General features: G+C 59.4%; 16 protein-coding genes and 2 pseudogenes. 8 read left to right on the plus strand and 10 right to left on the minus strand.

Features of this window, described 5'->3' with window-relative positions; all coding sequences use genetic code 11:
* Positions 1–259 precede the first annotated feature (259 nt).
* Positions 260–727 carry a TlpA disulfide reductase family protein gene (locus tag AO277_RS01105; RefSeq protein WP_002554621.1) on the minus strand — a complete coding sequence of 156 codons (468 nt, stop codon included), beginning with the start codon at positions 725–727 and terminating at the stop codon, positions 260–262.
* A gap of 129 nt (positions 728–856) precedes the next feature.
* Between AO277_RS01105 and arsC the strand changes: the two genes are divergently transcribed.
* From arsC to AO277_RS01120, 3 genes are all read left to right on the plus strand, one after another.
* Positions 857–1,210 carry an arsenate reductase (glutaredoxin) gene (gene arsC, locus AO277_RS01110; protein WP_002554622.1) on the plus strand — a complete coding sequence of 118 codons (354 nt, stop codon included), beginning with the start codon at positions 857–859 and terminating at the stop codon, positions 1,208–1,210.
* Positions 1,207–1,812 carry an NAD(P)H:quinone oxidoreductase gene (wrbA, locus tag AO277_RS01115; RefSeq protein WP_044319328.1) on the plus strand — a complete coding sequence of 202 codons (606 nt, stop codon included), beginning with the start codon at positions 1,207–1,209 and terminating at the stop codon, positions 1,810–1,812. Before arsC ends, wrbA begins: the two co-directional genes overlap by 4 nt.
* Before the next feature lie 102 nt (positions 1,813–1,914).
* Positions 1,915–2,586 (plus strand): DNA-3-methyladenine glycosylase I, encoded by a 672-nt coding sequence (locus AO277_RS01120; RefSeq protein WP_044319329.1) that lies wholly within the window; start codon positions 1,915–1,917, stop codon positions 2,584–2,586.
* Positions 2,587–2,592: 6 nt separating this feature from the next.
* On the opposite strand, the gene ttcA is transcribed toward AO277_RS01120, so the two are convergent.
* Positions 2,593–3,417, minus strand: a complete 825-nt coding sequence (gene ttcA, locus AO277_RS01125) for a tRNA 2-thiocytidine(32) synthetase TtcA (RefSeq protein ID WP_002554625.1) — start codon at positions 3,415–3,417, stop codon at positions 2,593–2,595.
* A gap of 194 nt (positions 3,418–3,611) precedes the next feature.
* Between ttcA and AO277_RS01130 the strand changes: the two genes are divergently transcribed.
* Positions 3,612–4,106: a SprT family zinc-dependent metalloprotease gene (locus tag AO277_RS01130; RefSeq protein ID WP_002554626.1), complete on the plus strand. Its 495-nt coding sequence runs from the start codon at positions 3,612–3,614 to the stop codon at positions 4,104–4,106.
* 68 nt (positions 4,107–4,174) lie between these two features.
* Here AO277_RS01130 and AO277_RS01135 read toward each other — a convergent pair whose 3' ends face one another.
* The 4 genes from AO277_RS01135 to AO277_RS01150 form a co-directional block, all read right to left on the minus strand.
* On the minus strand, positions 4,175–5,527 hold the full coding sequence (locus AO277_RS01135) for a dicarboxylate/amino acid:cation symporter (RefSeq protein WP_002554627.1): 1,353 nt from the start codon (positions 5,525–5,527) through the stop codon (positions 4,175–4,177).
* 459 nt (positions 5,528–5,986) lie between these two features.
* Positions 5,987–7,333: an ATP-binding protein gene (locus AO277_RS01140; protein ID WP_044319330.1), complete on the minus strand. Its 1,347-nt coding sequence runs from the start codon at positions 7,331–7,333 to the stop codon at positions 5,987–5,989.
* A complete protein-coding gene (locus AO277_RS01145) occupies positions 7,330–8,007 on the minus strand; it encodes a response regulator (RefSeq protein ID WP_002554629.1) in 678 nt (225 codons plus the stop codon). Before AO277_RS01145 ends, AO277_RS01140 begins: the two co-directional genes overlap by 4 nt.
* Positions 8,008–8,034: 27 nt before the next feature.
* Positions 8,035–8,385 (minus strand): hypothetical protein, encoded by a 351-nt coding sequence (locus AO277_RS01150; RefSeq protein ID WP_002554630.1) that lies wholly within the window; start codon positions 8,383–8,385, stop codon positions 8,035–8,037.
* Between the two features lie 172 nt (positions 8,386–8,557).
* Here AO277_RS01150 and AO277_RS01155 point away from each other — a divergent pair, with 172 nt between their 5' ends.
* Positions 8,558–9,346, plus strand: coding sequence for a dienelactone hydrolase family protein (locus tag AO277_RS01155; protein WP_044319331.1), 789 nt, complete (start codon positions 8,558–8,560; stop codon positions 9,344–9,346).
* Positions 9,347–9,425: 79 nt separating this feature from the next.
* On the opposite strand, the pseudogene AO277_RS01160 reads toward AO277_RS01155, so the two are convergent.
* Positions 9,426–9,959: pseudogene (locus tag AO277_RS01160) on the minus strand (REP-associated tyrosine transposase).
* 271 nt (positions 9,960–10,230) lie between these two features.
* Between AO277_RS01160 and AO277_RS01165 the strand changes: the two are divergent.
* Positions 10,231–10,956: a 4'-phosphopantetheinyl transferase family protein gene (locus tag AO277_RS01165; RefSeq protein ID WP_201775328.1), complete on the plus strand. Its 726-nt coding sequence runs from the start codon at positions 10,231–10,233 to the stop codon at positions 10,954–10,956.
* On the opposite strand, the gene fhuF is transcribed toward AO277_RS01165, so the two are convergent.
* From fhuF to AO277_RS01180, 3 genes and pseudogenes are all read right to left on the minus strand, one after another.
* A complete protein-coding gene (gene fhuF / locus AO277_RS01170; RefSeq protein WP_044319333.1) occupies positions 10,957–11,703 on the minus strand; it encodes a siderophore-iron reductase FhuF in 747 nt (248 codons plus the stop codon).
* Positions 11,661–13,271: pseudogene (locus tag AO277_RS01175) on the minus strand (ATP-binding protein). Before AO277_RS01175 ends, fhuF begins: the two are co-directional and overlap by 43 nt.
* Positions 13,272–13,275: 4 nt before the next feature.
* Positions 13,276–14,043, minus strand: coding sequence for a response regulator (locus AO277_RS01180; RefSeq protein ID WP_161794678.1), 768 nt, complete (start codon positions 14,041–14,043; stop codon positions 13,276–13,278).
* Between the two features lie 684 nt (positions 14,044–14,727).
* Between AO277_RS01180 and AO277_RS01185 the strand changes: the two genes are divergently transcribed.
* Positions 14,728–17,640: a ribonucleoside-diphosphate reductase subunit alpha gene (locus tag AO277_RS01185; protein WP_044319334.1), complete on the plus strand. Its 2,913-nt coding sequence runs from the start codon at positions 14,728–14,730 to the stop codon at positions 17,638–17,640.
* A gap of 324 nt (positions 17,641–17,964) precedes the next feature.
* On the plus strand, positions 17,965–19,212 hold the full coding sequence (locus tag AO277_RS01190) for a ribonucleotide-diphosphate reductase subunit beta (RefSeq protein ID WP_002554639.1): 1,248 nt from the start codon (positions 17,965–17,967) through the stop codon (positions 19,210–19,212).
* Positions 19,213–19,475 lie beyond the last annotated feature (263 nt).

Genomic DNA, 19,475 nt, shown 5'->3' on the forward strand with positions numbered 1-19,475 from the left:
CACAATATTCTTTCACGGCTGCGAGTTTTGCCTGCACTGTATATTTACCCATGACGCCTCCAAAGGTTGCGTCCAACCTTCGGGGGTCATACCAGGAGCGTAGGGAACGATAATCCCGACTATCGTGCGATGTTCTGCGCAACGCCCGGATCACAGCCGACTGCTCGCGCATTTCACTATCGTGCGGCGCTCCGCGTCGCATGCCGTTCTGGACGCTCCGCGTCCTCGTTACGGCGCAGAGCGTCGAAAATCGATCCGATCACCCCTCCCCGCGCAATGCCTTGAGCTTCTGGATCACGGTCGCGGCTGACTGCTCACCGAGCAGTTGCTCGCGCATCTTGCCCTTGTCGTCGATGATGTAGGTCACCGGCAGCGCTTCGGAGGGCGGCAGGCTGTACTGCTCGGCAGGGTCCTGAGCAAGCACGGTGAATTTGATACCCAGTGCGTTGGCAGCGCTTTTCAACTCATCGCCCTGCAGGTTGTCAAAGTTGACACCCAGCACCGTGACCTTCTTGTCCTTGAGCTGTTCGGACAATGCGTTGAATTCCGGCACCTCGGTACGGCACGGGCCACACCATTCGGCCCAGTAGTTCACCACCAGCCAATGCCCCTTGATTCGCTCGCTGGCCACCTTCTGGCCGTTCTGGTCAGTGCCCAGGTCCACGCCACATCCGCTGAGCAGCAAGCTGCCGAAAAGTATCACTGCTGCTGTTAATCGCCTTGCCATTTGTTTCCTTCCTCGCCCCGTTCAACCTGCAATCACTTATATCCAGGCTACGACTATTGACCATTCGATATGTCGGACAGTGCCATCGCTGGTTAGAATACGCCACCCCACACAAGATGCGACGTGCAAATGACCGATCTGACGCTGTATCACAACCCGCGCTGCAGCAAATCCCGCGGCGCGCTGGAACTGCTTCAGGCCCGCGGCCTGACGCCCGATATCGTCCTGTACCTGGAAACCCCGCCCGACGCAGAGCGTTTACGCGATCTGCTCGGCAAGCTGGGCATCACTGCCCGGCAACTGCTGCGTACCGGCGAAGATGATTACAAGCAACTCAACCTGGCCGACCCGAGCCTGAGCGACGAGCAACTGATCGCCGCCATGGCCGCGCACCCCAAACTGATCGAGCGGCCTATTCTGGTCGCAGGCGACAAGGCTGTGATTGGCCGCCCACCCGAGAACATCCTGGAGCTGCTGCCGTGAGCACACCTTACATTCTGGTCCTCTATTACAGCCGCAACGGTTCCACCAGCGAAATGGCCCGGCAGATTGCCCGCGGTATCGAGCTGGGCGGCATGGAAGCACGGCAGCGCACCGTTCCTGCCGTTTCCGCCGACTGCGAAGCGACCGCCCCTGAGATCCCGGAAAACGGCGCGCTGTACGCGACCCTCGACGACCTGAAAAACTGCTCAGGCCTGGCGCTGGGCAGCCCGACGCGCTTCGGCAACATGGCCGCCCCGCTGAAATACTTTCTCGACGGTACCAGCAACCTTTGGCTGACCGGCGCACTGGTCGGCAAACCCGCAGGCGTCTTCACTTCCACTGCCAGCCTGCACGGCGGCCAGGAAACCACGCTGATGTCGATGCTGCTGCCGTTGTTGCACCACGGCATGCTGATCATGGGTCTGCCCTACAGCGAATCGGCGCTGCTGGAAACCGCTGGGGGTGGCACGCCTTATGGTGCCAGTCATCACGCCGGTGCCGATGGCAAGCGCGCGCTGGACCGCCATGAGACTGACCTGTGCCGTGCACTGGGCCAGCGCCTGGCCAAAACCGCGTTGCAGCTGGACACAGCACGCAGCTGAATCGGCAGGGCGTGGTCTGACGCTTTCAGTTAAATCGCAAACTTGCAGGGCAAGGGTCGGTCTGAACCCTTGACCTGCCTGTTGAATTTCTTTGGAGAACCGATGCAAGACTACAAATGGCTGAACGAGTATTGCCTGAATCGATTCGGCTCCGCCAAAGCACTGGAAGCCCACCTGCCCACCCCGAAGACACCGAAACAACTGCAAGCCATCAGCGCCGACCGCTATCTGTCGACCATGGCCCTGCGCGTGTTTCGTGCAGGCCTGAAACACAGTCTGGTGGGCTCTAAATGGCCGGCGTTCGAAGAAGTCTTCTTCCGCTTCGACCCGGAAAAAGTCGTGCTGATGGGGGCTGATCACCTGGAGCGGCTGATGCAGGACGCGCGCATCATCCGCCACCTGGGCAAACTCAAGAGCGTGCCGCGCAATGCGCAACTGATTCTGGACATCGAACAGGAGCACGGCAGTTTCGGCAAATTCATCGCCGAGTGGCCGGTCGATAACATCACCGGCTTGTGGCGGTACATTGCCAAACACGGCAACCAGATGGGCGGACTGTCAGCGCCACGCTTTCTGCGCATGATCGGCAAGGACACGTTCATTCCGACCTGGGACGTGGTGGCCGCGCTGAACGCGCAGGATATCGTCGACCGCGTGCCCACCAGCAAACGCGATCAGGCGATTGTGCAGGACGTCTTCAACCAATGGCACGCAGAAAGCGGTCGGCCGATGTGCCAGCTGTCAGCCATGCTGGCGTTCACCGTCAACCACTGAGCACCCTCAGATATTCACCACATTGACGAACCGCGACGCAGCGGTTTCGTCGATGCGCAGGTTGCTGAAGTCGAACAGGTTGCGATCAGCCAGTTGCGAGGGCTGTACGTTCTGCAGGGCGCGGAAGATGCTTTCCGTGCGACCGGGTGTCTTGCGCTCCCAGTCGATCAACATGTCCTTGACCACCTGACGTTGCAGGTTCTCCTGAGAGCCGCAGAGGTTGCACGGGATGATCGGAAACTGTTTAAGGTCTGAATAGGCCTGAATGTCCTTTTCATGGCAATACGCCAATGGACGAATCACCACGTTACGGCCATCGTCGGCACGCAGCTTGGGTGGCATGGCCTTGAGCGAGCCGTTGAAAAACATGTTGAGGAAGAACGTCTCGACGATATCGTCTCGATGATGCCCCAGTGCCATCTTGGTAGCACCTATTTCATCAGCGAAGGTATACAGCGTGCCACGACGCAGCCGTGAACACAGCGAACAGGTCGTCTTGCCTTCAGGAATCAATTCCTTGACCACTGAATACGTGTCTTTCTCGACGATGTGGTACTCGATACCCAGCTCTTTCAGATACGCAGGCAGCACGTGCTCGGGGAAGCCAGGCTGCTTCTGGTCCATGTTGACGGCCACGATGTCGAATTTGATCGGCGCGACTTTCTGCAAGTGCATCAGCACATCGAGCATGGTGTAACTGTCCTTGCCGCCGGACAGGCAGACCATGACCTTGTCACCCTCTTCGATCATGTTGAAGTCGGCAACCGCCTCGCCGGCCAGCCGACGCAGACGTTTCTGCAGTTTGTTCTGATTGACTGAAAGGGTGCCCATGTATGGAAATATCCGCTGACGGTAGCTTGAGAAAAGCCGGGCATTTTACCTATAACCGACCTTTGGTTAAATATGCTGCGCGCGTGCTGTTCAGACTGGCAATCGCCCTTGATCAAAAACGACCACCGGGCGGCCAGCATTTTCAGAGCGTAGTCACATTGCGGCATACTTGGCGCACTGGAGAATCCTAAAGCATGCCCGACCAACTCAATTCACGCGTTGAAACCTGTTACCAACAAGCCGAAACCTTCTTCAAGCGCACCTTCAAACGCCCAGTGGTCAGTTTCCAGTTGCGCGGCCAGAAGGCTGGTGTCGCTCACCTGCACGAAAACCTGCTGCGCTTCAATCCGCAGCTCTACAAGGAAAACGCCGAAGACTTCCTGCGCCAGACCGTGCCGCACGAAGTCGCGCACCTGATTGCCCACCAGCTGTTTGGCGGCAGCATCCAGCCACATGGCGAAGAATGGCAACTGATCATGCGCGGCGTCTATGAACTGCCACCCAACCGCTGCCACACCTACGCCGTCAAGCGACGCAGCGTGATCCGTTACATCTACCGCTGCCCTTGCCCGGACAGCGACTTTCCATTCACGGCCCAGCGCCACAGCATGGTTCGCAAGGGCCGGCGCTACCTGTGCCGCCGCTGCCGCGAGCCATTGGTGTTCAGCGGCGAGACGCGCACGGAATAACTCCCCAGACAAACGACAGGCATAAAAAAACCCATCCGAAGATGGGTTTTTTATGGCCTGACGGTTAATCAGACGGTTTTGGTGGTATTCACCGCACCGGCTGGAGTCGGGCCTTCGGCAACGCCGAGGTCGTCTTCAGGACGGGTTTCCAAAATGGCAGAGCCACCGGAAGTCAGCTCGGACTGCAGCTTGTCGGTGTCCAGCTCGCCGACCCACTTGGCAACCACAACGGTGGCAACAGCGTTACCGACCAGGTTGGTCAGGGCGCGGGCTTCGGACATGAAGCGGTCGATACCCAGAATCAGCGCCAGACCGGCAACCGGCAGGTGGCCGACAGCCGACAGGGTTGCAGCCAGAACGATGAAGCCGCTACCGGTTACGCCAGCAGCACCCTTGGAGGACAGCAGCAACACCAGCAACAAAGTGATCTGGTGGGTGATGTCCATGTGCGTGTTGGTCGCCTGAGCGATGAACACGGCAGCCATGGTCAGGTAGATAGACGTACCGTCGAGGTTGAACGAGTAACCCGTCGGGATAACCAGACCCACGACAGATTTCTTGGCGCCCAGACGCTCCATCTTGATCAGCATGCGTGGCAGGGCCGATTCCGACGAGGAAGTACCCAGTACGATCAACAGCTCTTCACGGATGTAACGAATCAGCTTGAAGACGCTGAAACCGTGAGCGCGGCAGATGGCACCCAGCACCAGCACCACGAACAGCGCGCAAGTGATGTAGAAGCAGATCATCAACTGACCCAGCTGCACCAGCGAGCTTACGCCGTAGGCACCGATGGTAAAGGCCATGGCACCGAACGCACCGATGGGCGCCAGCTTCATGATCATGTTGATGATGTTGAACATCACGTGGGCGAAGCGATCGATGAAGTCCAGAACCGGCTTGCCGTACGAACCCAAACGATGCAGGGCGAAACCGAAGATCACCGAGAACATCAGGACTTGCAGGATATCGCCGTTGGCAAACGCGCCGACGATGGTGTTCGGAATCACGTTGAGGATGAAGCCGACGATGCTCTGATCCTGACCGGCAGTGACGTAAGCCGCGATCTTGGATGCGTCGAGCGTGCTGACGTCGATGTTCATGCCGGCGCCCGGCTGAACCACGTTGACGACGATCAGACCGATCAGCAGAGCGATGGTCGAAACGATCTCGAAGTACAGCAGCGCATAACCGCCGGTCTTGCCGACCGACTTCATGTTCTGCATGCCGGCGATGCCGCTGACGACGGTACAGAATATGATCGGCGCGATAACCATCTTGATCAGTTTGATAAACCCGTCACCCAGCGGCTTTAGAGCCTTGCCGGTGTCCGGGTAGAAGTGACCGATCAGGATACCGATGACAATCGCAACGATTACCTGAAAATAGAGGGATTTGTAGATGGGCTGACGAGTCGTCATTGCAGTTTTCCTCAAGGGCGTCGTCGGCATCTTCACCTGATGCACGCGAGCCTATAAAGCGCTAACCCTCCTGCACTGGAGGGATTTGTTTTGTCGAGCTGCGCAAGGCAGGCCTCTGCCATGTAGATAGCAATAGGCGTGCCATAGAATCAAATGGCCATCAAAACCCCGCATTACAAGGCGCAGACGGGTAACGGTAGACGCAAACCGAAAAAGACGTGGCGGTTTTCCGCCGTATGGTGGGAAAAATGGGCACACAGTGGCGGGTATCCGCCGTCTTTCTGTGGTGACTGGAGTACCTGGTGACGCGCAGAGGTGTGACGCAGAGCGTCACGCACGGCATTCCCACGCTGGAGCGTGAGGAACGACAGGTGTGATAACACTATCGTGCCAATGCTCCGCGTTGGCATGCCGTTCTGGACGCTCTGCGTCCGCTCTTGAAACTGGACGAACACACCCTCACTGCGCCAGGAAATGAATGCTGAACGCCGCGCCGCCCAGCGGGGAATCGCCCAGGGTCAGTTGTGCGCCGTAGCTTTCGATGATGTCCTTGACCACCGCCAGACCAATGCCTTGCCCAGGGTTCTGGCGGTCCAGGCGTTCGCCACGTTCAAGAATGCGCGCACGCTGACTTTGCGGGACGCCGGGGCCGTCGTCTTCGATGCACAGTTCATCGCCGTCCGCTGAGCGGGTAAAGCTCACGCGTACTTCGCTCAGGCATAGCCGATAGGCGTTTTCCAGCAGGTTGCCGAGCATTTCCAGCAACGCGCCCTCTTCCATGTGCACCTGACAATGCTCCGGCAGGTCCAGCGTGGCCTTGACCTGTTTGTCCCGATACACCTTGTCGAGTGTGTTGCACAGGCTTTCGACCACAGGCCGCAGCATGACATGGTGCCGCACCAGACCGCTCTTGCGCAGGCTGGCCCGTTGCAGTTGATAGCCAATCTGTTGGCTCATGCGCTCGATCTGCGATTGCAGCACCCACGCCTGCTCGACATCTTCGGGGCGCTTGGCGATGTTTTCGCTGACCCCTTGCAAGACCGCCAGCGGTGTTTTCAGGCTGTGGGCCAGGTCATCCAGCGAATCACGGTAACGAATCCGCTGTTCACGTTCGCTGCGCAGCAGGCGGTTGAGCGAGTCGGTCAGACGCAGCAGTTCGCTGGGATGCTCCTCGCTCAGGCTGTCGCGCACGCCGGCTTCCACCTGATCCAGTTCCTGGCTCAAGCCGCGCAAGGCACGCAACCCCCAGGTCAGGCCCATCCACAGCAACCCGAGCAGCACCGCCAGTGCTGCGCCAAAGCCCAGATAGAGCTTGCGGCGCAAACCGTCGATGGTTTCCTGATAGCCGCGCAAGGGCTGCACGGCAACGATACTGAACGCCGCATTGCGCCCGCCGAGCAGCCGGATCTCGACGTCATAGACGAAATACTCATCGCCATTGATTTCCTTGATCTTGGTGAACTCGCTGCCCTGCCCGTCATACTGCGGGCGGTAGTCGATGTTCTCGCCTTCGGTGGACAGTGAGCGCCAGACCATCTGCCCCTGGCGGTTATAGATGTAGCCCAGCAGACGACTGCCCGGCAGGTTGAACTGTTCGCCCGGCAGCACAGACGGCATCAATAGATGGCCGTCTTCGACGCGCGCCGCCGAAATCATGGTGGTCACGTCGGAAGCCAGGCGTTGCTCTATCGCCCCGCGCAGCGCCAGGCTGAACGCCCCCTGCAAAGCAGGCAGCATCAGCAGCATGAAGATCACCGCCAGAGTGGCGGCACCCAGCATCAGGCGCAGGCGAAGCGAACGAATCACGTACAGCGCTCATTGAACAGGTAGCCCATGCCGCGCACGGTTTCGATAGGTTTGAACGCCACGTTGCTGTCCAGCTTGCGACGCAGGCGGCCGACCAGCACTTCGATCACGTTTGGGTCGCGCTCGTCGTCATCAGGATACAGCTGCTCCATCAGACGCTCTTTGGGCACTACCTGCTGGTGATGGAGCATCAGGTATTCGAGGATGCGGTATTCGTAGGCGGTCAGCGCCAGCGGTTGTTCAGCCAGCGCGGCGTGTTTGCGATTGAGGTCCAGCAGCAGCGGACCAGCAGTGATGGTGGACTGAATGAAGCCGCTGGAACGCCGCAACAAGGCGTTGAGACGCGCTTCCAGTTCTTCGAACTGGAAGGGTTTGACCACGTAGTCGTCAGCGCCGGCCGCCAGCCCTTCGACCTTGTCCTGCCAATTGCCGCGCGCGGTCAGGATCAGAATCGGAAACGCCTTGCCCACGGTGCGCAACTGCCGAATCAGGTCCAGCCCACCGATGCCCGGCAAGCCCAGATCGATCACGGCCAGGTCGTGATTGAATTGCGTGACCTGATACAACGCTTCCTCAGCGTTGGCCACCGCTTCCACCACATGTCCCGCTTCGGTCAGACGGGTTCGCAGGTGGTGGCGCAGCAGCGCTTCATCCTCAACTACCAACAACTTCATGCAGCTCTCCCAGGCACAATCGCAGCCTCAAGACAAAGAATGAAACGACATCGTCGCATCAGTACTCAACAGGCGGGCGCTGACGGGCACGTGTTGTGTCACATCATAGCTGCCCAGCAGGATTTCGCGGCTGACAGGCACACCATTGTGAGTCCCTGTCAGGGTGCCGTAAACCGGCGGTGAATAAAGTGTGCCCACAGAAACATTGGTATGTGCCTGTTCCCCGAGCGCATGCCCCCAGCTGTTGGCGTCATCAAGCCTTTCGCTGGTCTTGCCGAACTCGATACGAGCCACGTCAAGCCGACCATCGCCCGCCTGCGCTGCGGCGCTGCCACCCAGAAAAGCCAAGGCCAGGAAAAACTTGTTGAGATTCAACATATCGACTCCTTTTGCGCTCGGGGACGCTGTCAAGGTACGGCCCAACAGTAATCGCGCCGGGCTGAACCCCGACTGAACACGGCATGAACCGGCGCTGAACAGTCATCTACACCGGATGCAGCGGAATCGGCTATGGTTGTTTGCGACCTCAAACTATCAAAAGGAGCTGACCATGCGTGTGTGGATTGCAATGATCATGATGGGCCTGACCGGCCTCGCCCAGGCGGCGATCAAGACCGAGCAGATCGATTACAAGAGTGCCGACGGAACCAAACTGGTGGGTTACTACGCTTACGACGACGCGGTAAAAGGTCCACGCCCCGGTGTTCTGGTGGTTCACGAGTGGTGGGGCCTGAACGACTACGCCAAGCGCCGCGCCCGCGACCTGGCTGCACTGGGCTATAGCGCCATGGCCATCGACATGTACGGCGAAGGCAAGAACACCGAGCACCCGAAGGACGCGATGGCATTCATGCAGGCTGCGCTGAAGGACAGTGATGCGGCTGACAAGCGCTTTGCTGCCGGGCTGGAGCAATTGAAGAAGCAACCTCAGACCGACCCGAAAAAAATTGCAGCGATCGGTTACTGCTTCGGCGGCAAGATCGTGCTGGACGCGGCGCGGCGCGGCGAACCGTTGCTGGGCGTAGTGAGCTTCCACGGCGCACTGGTCACCAACACCCCGGCCAAGCCGGGCATCAAAGTGCCGATGCTGGTCGAGCACGGCGCCAAGGACAGCATGGTCACCGCTGAAAACGTTGCGGCGTTCAAAAAGGAAATGGACGACGCCAAGGCAGACTACAAATTCGTCAGCATCGACGGTGCCAAACACGGCTTCACCAACCCCGACGCCGACCGCCTGAGCCACGGCGACCACGGCGGCCCGGACATCGGCTACGACAAGGCTGCCGACCAGAGCTCCTGGTCAGACATGCAGGTGTTCTTCAAGAAGATATTTGGTTGAGTAACAGATGCTCCTTCTGCACGGAGCGTCGCACGATAGCTGGATTCTCGTTCCGCACGCTCTGCGTCGCATCAATTCGCTAATACCAGCGCTGAATATCGATCAAACCGCGCTGCCCCTCATAATCGCGAGCGCTGGAGTATCTCCAGTGCTCACCGACATCCACATAACCCCTCTTTACCGGGTTGTGGTGAATTTAATCGAGCTTTTGACGCATCACCGCTTCATTCCACACAAGCTCCGCATGAGCCCCTTCCTGCCAGACCTGATAAACCCTGTCACTCTTGTGCAGACGCTTGACGAATCGCAGACGCTTCAGCGTGCTCTCGGCGTTGGCGTTCTCAAGTGCTTCGATTATCTGTCGAGCCGTAAACGACTTGAAACTACTCACACATTTGTCCAGAGCGGGCGCTTGGGCCACGAAGTGCAAATGGTTTTCCAGTACTACATACCCGAAGAGCTGCAGTCCCTGATGAGCCTGTTGATAGCGCCAGGCATTCAACAGAATGTCCACCAGAACAGGCCGGGTAAAAAGCGGCAACCACTCCACCACTGTGCAGGTCAGGAAGTGAGGCTTTTCAGGTTCGGTGATGGTGTACCGGCTTCGGCCCATGAGTTCATCCTTGAATCATCAGAGGCCCGAACGGTACATCCCGACTGAGTGGGTGGAAATGATGAAAGTGTGACCAGCTTTTTGCTCTACCTGGCAAAGAGGACGCGGAGCGTCCGGAACGGCATTCGACGCGGAGCGTCGCACGATAGTTGGATTCTCGTTCCCACGCTCCAGCGTGGTAATGCACGTCGCGACGCTCTGCGTCGTCAAGAGGACGCAGATGTTACCAGTGCCCTTCCCTCCAACCCATTCCCCCGGCAAAATGCCGCCCATGACTCGACTATCCGACCTCCCCATCTGCTGCCCGGAACTGATCCGGCATTGGCCGTTGCCACAAGCCTTGCCGGGAGCGGTACTGGTGAGTGGACATTTTGATCCGCTCAAGCTGGTCGACGGCGACTTTCAGCGTTGTGAGCTGCAAATGCCGGCGAGCATTCAGCGTTCGGTGGCCAAACGTCAGACTGAATTCCTCGCCGGTCGTCTCTGCGCCCGCGAAGCCATGCGTCAGCTGGATGGCCGCTTACATGTTCCGGTGGTGGGGGAAGACCGCGCGCCGGTCTGGCCCGCTGATGTCTGTGGCTCGATCACCCACAGCACCGGCTGGGCCGCCGCTGTGGTGGCGAACAAGCGGCAATGGCGCGGACTGGGGCTGGACACGGAAAACCTGCTGAGCCATGAGCGTGCCTCGCGACTGGCCGGGGAAATTCTGACGGCTGCCGAGCTGGCCGACATGGCAGCAGGCGCGCAGGATCAAGTCGCGCTGCGCGTGACCCTGACCTTTTCGATCAAGGAAGCGCTGTTCAAGTCGCTCTATCCCATCGTGCAAAAGCGCTTCTATTTTGAAGACGCGCAACTGCTTGAATGGTCCGCCGACGGCAGCGCCCGCTTGCGCCTGCTCATCGATCTGTCCAGCGAGTGGCACGCAGGCAAGGAACTCGACGGCCAGTTCAGTGTGCTGGGCGATCATCTGTTGAGTCTGGTCGCAGTCGAAGGCTGATCAGCCGGACAGCGGACAATGTTCGCAACGCCCAACCCACTCGACCCGATGACTCAAACAGCACACACGCCGTTGCCTGCGTGGTTCGCCGCCCTGCGCCTGCGGCACATAACGCACTGCCTGAAACAGAGGATTGGCGCGCCCGTCCGGCCTTTTCTTCTCGCTTAACAGCGCCAGCCCCGCAGCCAGCGACACATCACTGCACGTGGCCAGTTGAGCAAGGCAGCCCTCCAGATAATCCCCAGCGCTGCTCCATAACACCGCGGCAGGCAGTCCGCCATAAGCGCTCAGCGATGCAATGAAGGGCTGAAGATTGTCATCGAGCAATCCGGCAAAGCGCTGAAACGGATCAACCGACATACCCCGCCAGACGCGTCCCTCCTCCGCCAGCCTGACGCCGTTCGGCACGCCGCGCTCGTCCAGCGCCAGCGCCACCTGCTCCACCTGCAACGGCCAATGCCAGTGATGCACCAGGCTGGCCACCAGCACCGGCGGAATCAGTTGCATGAAGTAAAACTTGGCCCACTGCGACACCAGCACCGGCAATTGACCGGGCATCAACTGCGGCCCATAAACAGCCAGCAGCAGTTGATCGAGACGCTCGGGTTGCAGCAGATCAGGCAACGTCACCACCGGGCGCGCATCATCCGCAGTCAGCAATGTCCGCCCGAACCGCGCAAATGGCCCGACAAACGACGGCAAGCTCAACGCGGCACCTGCGTGCGCGGCCAGGACAGGCTGAAGCACGCCCCGCCCAGGCTGACGCTATGCCCGATCAGCGCACGACCTTCATGCCAATGGATGATCCGCCGCACGATCGACAAACCCAGCCCATGCCCGCCCGAGGCTCGGGTGCGGCTGTCATCGATGCGCATGAACGGTGTAAAAATCTGTTCCCACGCCTGTTCCGGAACGCCAAGACCATCGTCGTCCACGTCGATACGGCACTGCTGCGCCTCCAGCCGATAGCTGATGCGCACCTCGCTCTAGGCATGGCGCAGCGCATTGCTCACCAGGTTCTGCACCGCGCGGTGCAGGTAGCGCGGCTCGCCCTCGACCCAGGCAGCCTCACACTCTTCGGCCCTCAGGCATTCGCCGCGCGAAACCCGCACATCGGCGCGCAAGGGTGCCAGTTCGGCGATCACCTGATCGATCAGCGCATCCAGATCGACACGCTGGAAATTCAGGGTCGGCGCGCCTTGCTCAAGGCGCGCGTAAGTGAGCATTTCATCGACCAGTTTGTCGAGGTCCTGAATATCGCTGTCCATGCCGCGCATGTATTTGCGCCGCGCCTCGGGAGTGGTGGCGTCGCTGACCATCTCCAGGCCGAAACGCAAACGTGCAACCGGCGTGCGTAGCTCATGAGACACCGCGCGCACCAGCTCGCGCTGGATCATCAGCGAGCGTTGCAGGTGCTCGGCCATGCTGTTGAACGCCGCCGCCACACGCCCCACCGAGTCGGAACCCTCGGTCGGCACGCGGGTTTGCAGGCTGCCTTGGGCGATCTGCGTCGCTGCAGCTTCCAGCTCCAACACGCGCCGCTCCAGACGCCGCACCAGCAAGTACACCACCAGACCGATAAAACACAGGCCCATCAAGGCAATCACCAGCAGCCAATGCAGCGGATAGGGGTTCATCTGATACAGCGGGCCGATTTCCAGCACCCAGTTGGTGTCGACGATCCCGGCCAGCACGCGGATCGAGTCGCCGCACTTGCCCAGCGCCATCACCGTGTCGCCTTCATAGATGCGGCGGCGCTGGTCATCGTCCAGGTCAGCCTGGTCCAGCGCCAACAGATGCAAGTCGAAACCAAAGCCCTTGTCGATGCGCAGGGCTTGCAGGCGTGCCGGTTGCTCATCGACCGGAAAGCGCACCAGCTCGTCGATCAGCAGGTAAATAGTGGCTCGCGCCAGTTGCTCGGTGATCTGCTGCAACTCGCCGCTCAGCAGCAGCGGTTCCTTGTCGTTCAGTTGACGATAGACCCTGGCGGCGTGCGGGCCGATCTGCTCGACCACCACCTGCCCACGCGCCAGACGACCGCGCGCGCCGCTGTCCAGTCCAGCCTGCTCGATGCTTTGCAGGCTGAGGGGAATGCCCAGCAAGCGCTCCCAGATCGCCAGGGCGCGGCGGCGCTCGATGTCGTTGAGCGGCACAAGGTTATCGGCCCTCACCGTAAAGGTGCCGTGGGCCAGACGTTCGCGGTATTGCTCGCCGCGCGACTGATTGAGCACGTGCAGGGCGAACACGCCAAGCAGCGCGACCAGCACCAGTACGCCGAGCATGCCGCCGTAGATCCGCAGAAAGATCGAGTTCATAAGGTCAGCCGCTGAACACGTGGCCGCTCATGTCCTGCGCCGCTTCGGGCACAAACAGATAGCCCTTGCTGCGCACGGTCTTGATCAGACGCGGGTGGATGGGGTCGTCGCCGATTTTCGGGCGGATGCGCGAGATACGCACGTCGATAGAGCGATCCTGCCCGTCATAACCCACACCGCGCAGCGCAGTGAAGATTTCCTCGCGGGACAGCGTGCGCCCGGCGTTGGCCACCAGCAGCCACAGCAGGTCGAATTCGGCGCCGGTCAGTTCGATGCTCTGCTCGCGCAGCCAGGCCTCGCGCAGGGCGTTGTCCACCACCAAGGGGCCGAACACCAACCGCCGCAGCTCTGCTGCAGGCACCTGTGGCGCTTCACTGCGGCGCAGCAAGGCATGAATACGCGCCAGCAGCACGCGCGGATGCACAGGTTTGCAGACGAAATCGTCAGCCCCGGTATCCAGCCCCTGAATATGATCGGTGTCATCGGTGCGCGCGGTGAGCATCAGAATCGGCCCGTCGTAACGGTCACGTACCGAGCGACAGATACTGAAACCGTCCTCGCCGGGCAGCATCAGGTCAAGAATCACCAGATCCGGCTGTTCGGCGATGATCCGCGCCGCCGCCAGCGCGCCATTGCCCTCAATACTTACGCGCAGGCCGTTGTTGTGCAGGTAATCGCTGGTCAGCTCGGCCAGTCGCTGGTCATCTTCGACAATCAGTACATGCCAGGTGTGTGGCTCCAAAGCGATCTCCCCTTGTTGTGATTGACCCATTATTGTTATTCAAAACAAGGGTTGCGGCACCGCGTCGCAGGCGAGTGTAGCAACCGCCGCCCGCCTCGCACGACACTCGAGGCGGCTTAGCACATCACATGCCAGACAGGTCTTGCAGCAGCGTTTTTTTGTGATAGGGTTCGCGCCCTCAAAAATCAGCAACCTGTCGCCAGTACCTACAGAAATCGGTGACAAACGGTCACGATCCAGTAGTTATGCGGCCTACACGCATGGTGTGCGATTCATACACAAACTACACACACTTTATCCACAGGCGGTGCGTTGCAATTCATGTCCAAAACGCATTATCTTGTAGCCCGGCGGCGAGACACACCCTACATGTGGGGTTTTGCGCAAAAACACCAGCACAACTCAAATGGGAAATTCAAGCATTTTTGTTGCGTCTGAGGGGTTGAACTTCAAGCCGGTTTAGGTACCCAAACCGCTCGCGCTTGAGCCAGAGCCATCCCGTACACGTTTTGCAACATCGAACACGCATTCTTCATCAGATTTTCAAAGGATCGGGCACAGCCCGGTCCTTTTTGGCTTCAAAACCTGGAAACGGCTGCACCTCCCGCTTCCACCTTCGTTTTGGAGCCCTTGAGTCGCCTTTTGCGACTTACTGCTCGAAACGAAACGGTGGGCAGCAATGCCCGAACAAACTTAAAGAACGTGGAGTCACACATGCAAACAGACACAACTCGCGAGAACTCGCCGACCGGCGCGCCGCAGGCCAGCCAGACCCCACAGGACCTGTCTGCCACTGCTCCCGGTCAACTGCGCGTGATCAAGCGTAACGGCACTGTCGTTCCTTACACGGATGACAAGATCACCGTTGCCATCACCAAGGCGTTTCTTGCAGTTGAGGGCGGCAACGCTGCCGCCTCGTCGCGCATCCACGACACCGTTGCACGCCTGACCGAACAGGTCAGCGCCACGTTCAAACGGCGCATGCCTTCGGGCGGCACCATCCACATCGAAGAAATCCAGGATCAGGTCGAACTGGCGCTGATGCGTGCCGGCGAGCAGAAAGTGGCTCGCGACTACGTCATCTACCGTGATTCGCGCGCCAAGGAGCGTGCCGTTCGTGCCCCTGAAGATCAGGTCCAGGCTCACCCGTCGATCCGCATCACCCTCGCCGACGGCAGCTTTGCGCCGCTGGACATGGGTCGTCTGAACACCATCGTTACCGAAGCGTGTGAAGGCCTGGCTGAATTCGACGCCAACCTGATCCAGACCGAAACCCTGAAAAACCTGTATGACGGCGTGGCGCTGAAAGACGTCAACACCGCACTGGTCATGACCGCACGTACCCTGGTCGAGCGTGAGCCGAACTACTCGTTCGTCACCGCCCGCCTGCTGATGGACACCCTGCGCGCCGAAGGCCTGGGTTTCCTCGGTGTCGCCGACAGCGCCACCCACCACGAAATGGCCGACCTGTACGCCAAGGCGCTGCCTGCCTACGTCGCCACCGGTATCAAGTTCGAACTGCTCAACCCTGTACTGGCCGAATTCGACCTCGAAAAACTCGGCAAGGCCATCAACCACGAGCGCGATCAGCAGTTCACCTACCTGGGCCTGCAAACCCTGTACGACCGTTACTTCATCCACAAGGATGGCGTGCGTTTCGAACTGCCGCAGATCTTCTTCATGCGTGTGGCCATGGGCCTGGCAATCGAAGAGAAAGCCCGTGAAGACCGCGCCATCGAGTTCTACAACCTGCTGTCGTCGTTCGACTACATGTCCTCGACCCCGACGCTGTTCAACGCCGGTACCCTGCGTCCACAGCTGTCCAGCTGCTACCTGACCACCGTGCCGGATGACCTGTCGGGCATCTACCACGCGATCCACGACAACGCCATGCTGTCCAAATTCGCAGGCGGCCTGGGCAACGACTGGACGCCGGTTCGTGCGCTGGGCTCGTACATCAAGGGCACCAACGGCAAATCGCAAGGCGTCGTGCCGTTCCTGAAAGTGGTCAACGACACCGCCGTTGCGGTCAACCAGGGCGGCAAGCGCAAGGGCGCTGTCTGTGCCTACCTGGAAACCTGGCACATGGACATCGAAGAGTTCATCGAGCTGCGCAAGAACACCGGTGATGATCGTCGTCGTACCCACGACATGAACACCGCCAACTGGATCCCTGACCTGTTCATGAAGCGCGTCTTCGACGACGGCCCGTGGACCCTGTTCTCGCCATCCGAAGTACCGGACCTGCACGACCTGACCGGCAAGGCCTTCCAGGAGCGTTACGAGTACTACGAAGCGCTGACCGAATACCCAGGCAAGATCAAACTGTTCAAGACCATCCAGGCCAAGGATCTGTGGCGCAAGATGCTCTCGATGCTGTTCGAAACCGGCCACCCTTGGCTGACCTTCAAGGACCCGTGCAACCTGCGCAGCCCGCAGCAGCACGTGGGCGTGGTTCACAGCTCGAACCTGTGCACCGAGATTACCCTGAACACCAACAAGGACGAGATCGCGGTCTGCAACCTGGGCTCGATCAACCTGCCGAACCACATCGTCAACGGCAAGCTGGACACCGACAAGCTCAAGCGCACCGTCGATGTAGCAGTGCGCATGCTCGATAACGTGATCGACATCAACTACTACTCCGTGCCGCAGGCCAAGAACTCCAACCTGCGCCACCGTCCGGTCGGCCTGGGCATCATGGGCTTCCAGGACGCGCTGTACCTGCAACACATCCCGTACGGTTCCGATGCTGCGGTGCAGTTCGCCGACACGTCCATGGAAGCAGTCAGCTACTACGCCATCCAGGCGTCCTGCGACCTGGCCGACGAGCGCGGTGCCTACGAGACGTTCCAGGGTTCGCTGTGGTCCAAAGGCATCCTGCCGCTGGATTCGCAACAGATCCTGATCGAGCAGCGTGGCGAGAAGTACATCGATGTCGACCTGAAGGAAACCCTGGACTGGGCGCCGGTTCGTGCCCGTGTGCAGAAAGGTATCCGTAACTCGAACATCATGGCCATCGCACCGACCGCCACCATCGCCAACATCACTGGCGTGTCGCAGTCGATCGAACCGACCTATCAGAACCTCTACGTGAAATCGAACCTGTCCGGCGAATTCACCGTGATCAACCCGTACCTGGTTCGCGACCTCAAGGCCCGCGACCTGTGGGACTCGGTCATGATCAACGACCTGAAGTACTACGACGGTTCGGTACAGCAGATCGAGCGCATCCCGCAGGAGCTCAAAGAGCTTTACGCGACTGCCTTCGAAGTAGACACGAAGTGGATCGTCGACGCGGCAAGCCGTCGTCAGAAGTGGATCGACCAGGCTCAGTCGCTGAACCTGTACATCGCTGGCGCTTCGGGCAAGAAGCTGGACGTGACCTACCGCATGGCCTGGTACCGTGGTCTGAAAACCACCTACTACCTCCGTGCCCTGGCCGCGACCAGCACCGAGAAGTCCACCGTCAACACCGGCAAGCTCAACGCAGTATCGAGCGGCGGCCACGGCCCGGACGACTCGGCGATCACCGCCCCGCGTCCAACCGAAGCAGCACCGGCCGGCCCGGCCCCAGTGCCAAAGGCTTGCGCAATCGACGAGCCGGATTGTGAGGCTTGCCAGTAAGGCAACCGCACCTCGCCCCACAGGATAAACACAACCCTGTGGGAGCGAGAGGCCACCAAGCCTGACGCTGTACCTGTAGGAGCGGACTTGTCCGCAAAGAGGCCAACAAGCCGAATGCTGACTTGTAGACTTCTGTAGGAGCGGACTTGTCCGCGAAGAGGTCGGCAAGGACACACATGCCCTTGCCACCCTCCTCCTCACCCAAAGGCCTAAAAAGCCAAAAATTCATGTTCCTTGCGCGCAACACCTTAAAAGCAAGCAACACCCCCTCTGGATCCAACAGGCCAGTCCACCCGACTGACCCTCAAGCAGGAGAAGTACACCATGCTGAGCTGGGACGAATTCGATAAGGAAGACGGCGAAGTAGTCGCCAAAGCGACCAACGCCGGTCACGCCAACGAAGCCAACATGGACCGCCTCGACAGCGCCGGTGGCCTGGCTGCACAAGAAGCCCGCGCCGTTACCGCCGCCGACTCCGCTGCCCTGATCCGCGCCAAGAAAGCGCTGGACGCACTGGACGTCGCTGAAGGCCTGGCCGAGCTCGAAGGCGCCAGCGCCCGCGTCGCGGTTGACGAAAAAATGATGATCAACTGCCGCGCCGACCTCAACCAGCTCGTACCTTTCAAGTACGACTGGGCCTGGCAGAAGTACCTGGACGGTTGCGCAAACCACTGGATGCCGCAAGAAGTCAACATGACCGCCGACATCGCCCTCTGGAAAAACCCGGAAGGCCTGACTGACGACGAGCGCCGCATCGTCATGCGCAACCTGGGCTTCTTCTCCACTGCCGACTCGCTGGTTGCCAACAACCTGGTGCTGGCCGTGTACCGCCTGATCACCAACCCGGAGTGCCGCCAATACATCCTGCGCCAAGCCTTCGAAGAGGCGATCCACACCCACGCCTACCAGTACTGCATCGAATCGCTGGCCATGGATGAAGGCGAGATCTTCAACATGTACCACGAGATCCCATCGGTCGCTAAAAAAGCGGCCTGGGGCCTGAAGTACACCCGTTCGATCTCCGATCCGAAGTTCGAAACCGGCACCGTCGAAACCGACAAAGAGTTGCTGCGCAACCTGATCGCTTACTACTGCGTACTGGAAGGCATCTTCTTCTATTGCGGCTTCACCCAGATCCTCTCCATGGGCCGCCGCAACAAGATGACCGGCGTCGCCGAGCAGTTCCAGTACATCCTGCGCGACGAGTCCATGCACCTGAACTTCGGCATCGACGTGATCAACCAGATCAAAATCGAAAACCCACACCTGTGGGATGCCGAGATGAAAGAAGAAGCCACGCAGATGATCCTGCAAGGCACCCAGCTGGAAATCGAATACGCCCGCGACACCATGCCCCGCGGCGTGCTGGGCATGAACGCGGCGATGATGGAGGATTACCTGAAGTTTATCGCTAACCGTCGTTTGAGCCAGATTGGACTGAAGGAAGAGTATCCTGGGACGACGAATCCGTTCCCTTGGATGAGTGAAATTATGGACTTGAAGAAAGAGAAGAACTTCTTTGAGACTCGGGTTATCGAGTATCAGACTGGTGGGGCGTTGAGCTGGGATTGATGGTCTCGCTTGTAAAACCGTGTTAAGACCTGAGGCCATTTCATCCTGCATGAAATGGCTTTTGAAAAAAGGGTTGCCTACTGGCGGCCTTTTTTACTTCGACGGAACGGGAAGTCCTAAGCAGAGGATTTAGAAAACACAGAACCATTAATTGATAGATGACGCATTTCGAGACTGTCAGAAATTTTGTGTTCGGGCATAACATGTAGCTAGGAATGGTCTGAAGTAGGCCGCTATTTTTAGACTGCTGAGCCATAGCCGCT

Origin of the sequence: Pseudomonas amygdali (assembly GCF_002699855.1) — a bacterium.
Lineage (GTDB): Bacteria > Pseudomonadota > Gammaproteobacteria > Pseudomonadales > Pseudomonadaceae > Aquipseudomonas > Aquipseudomonas amygdali.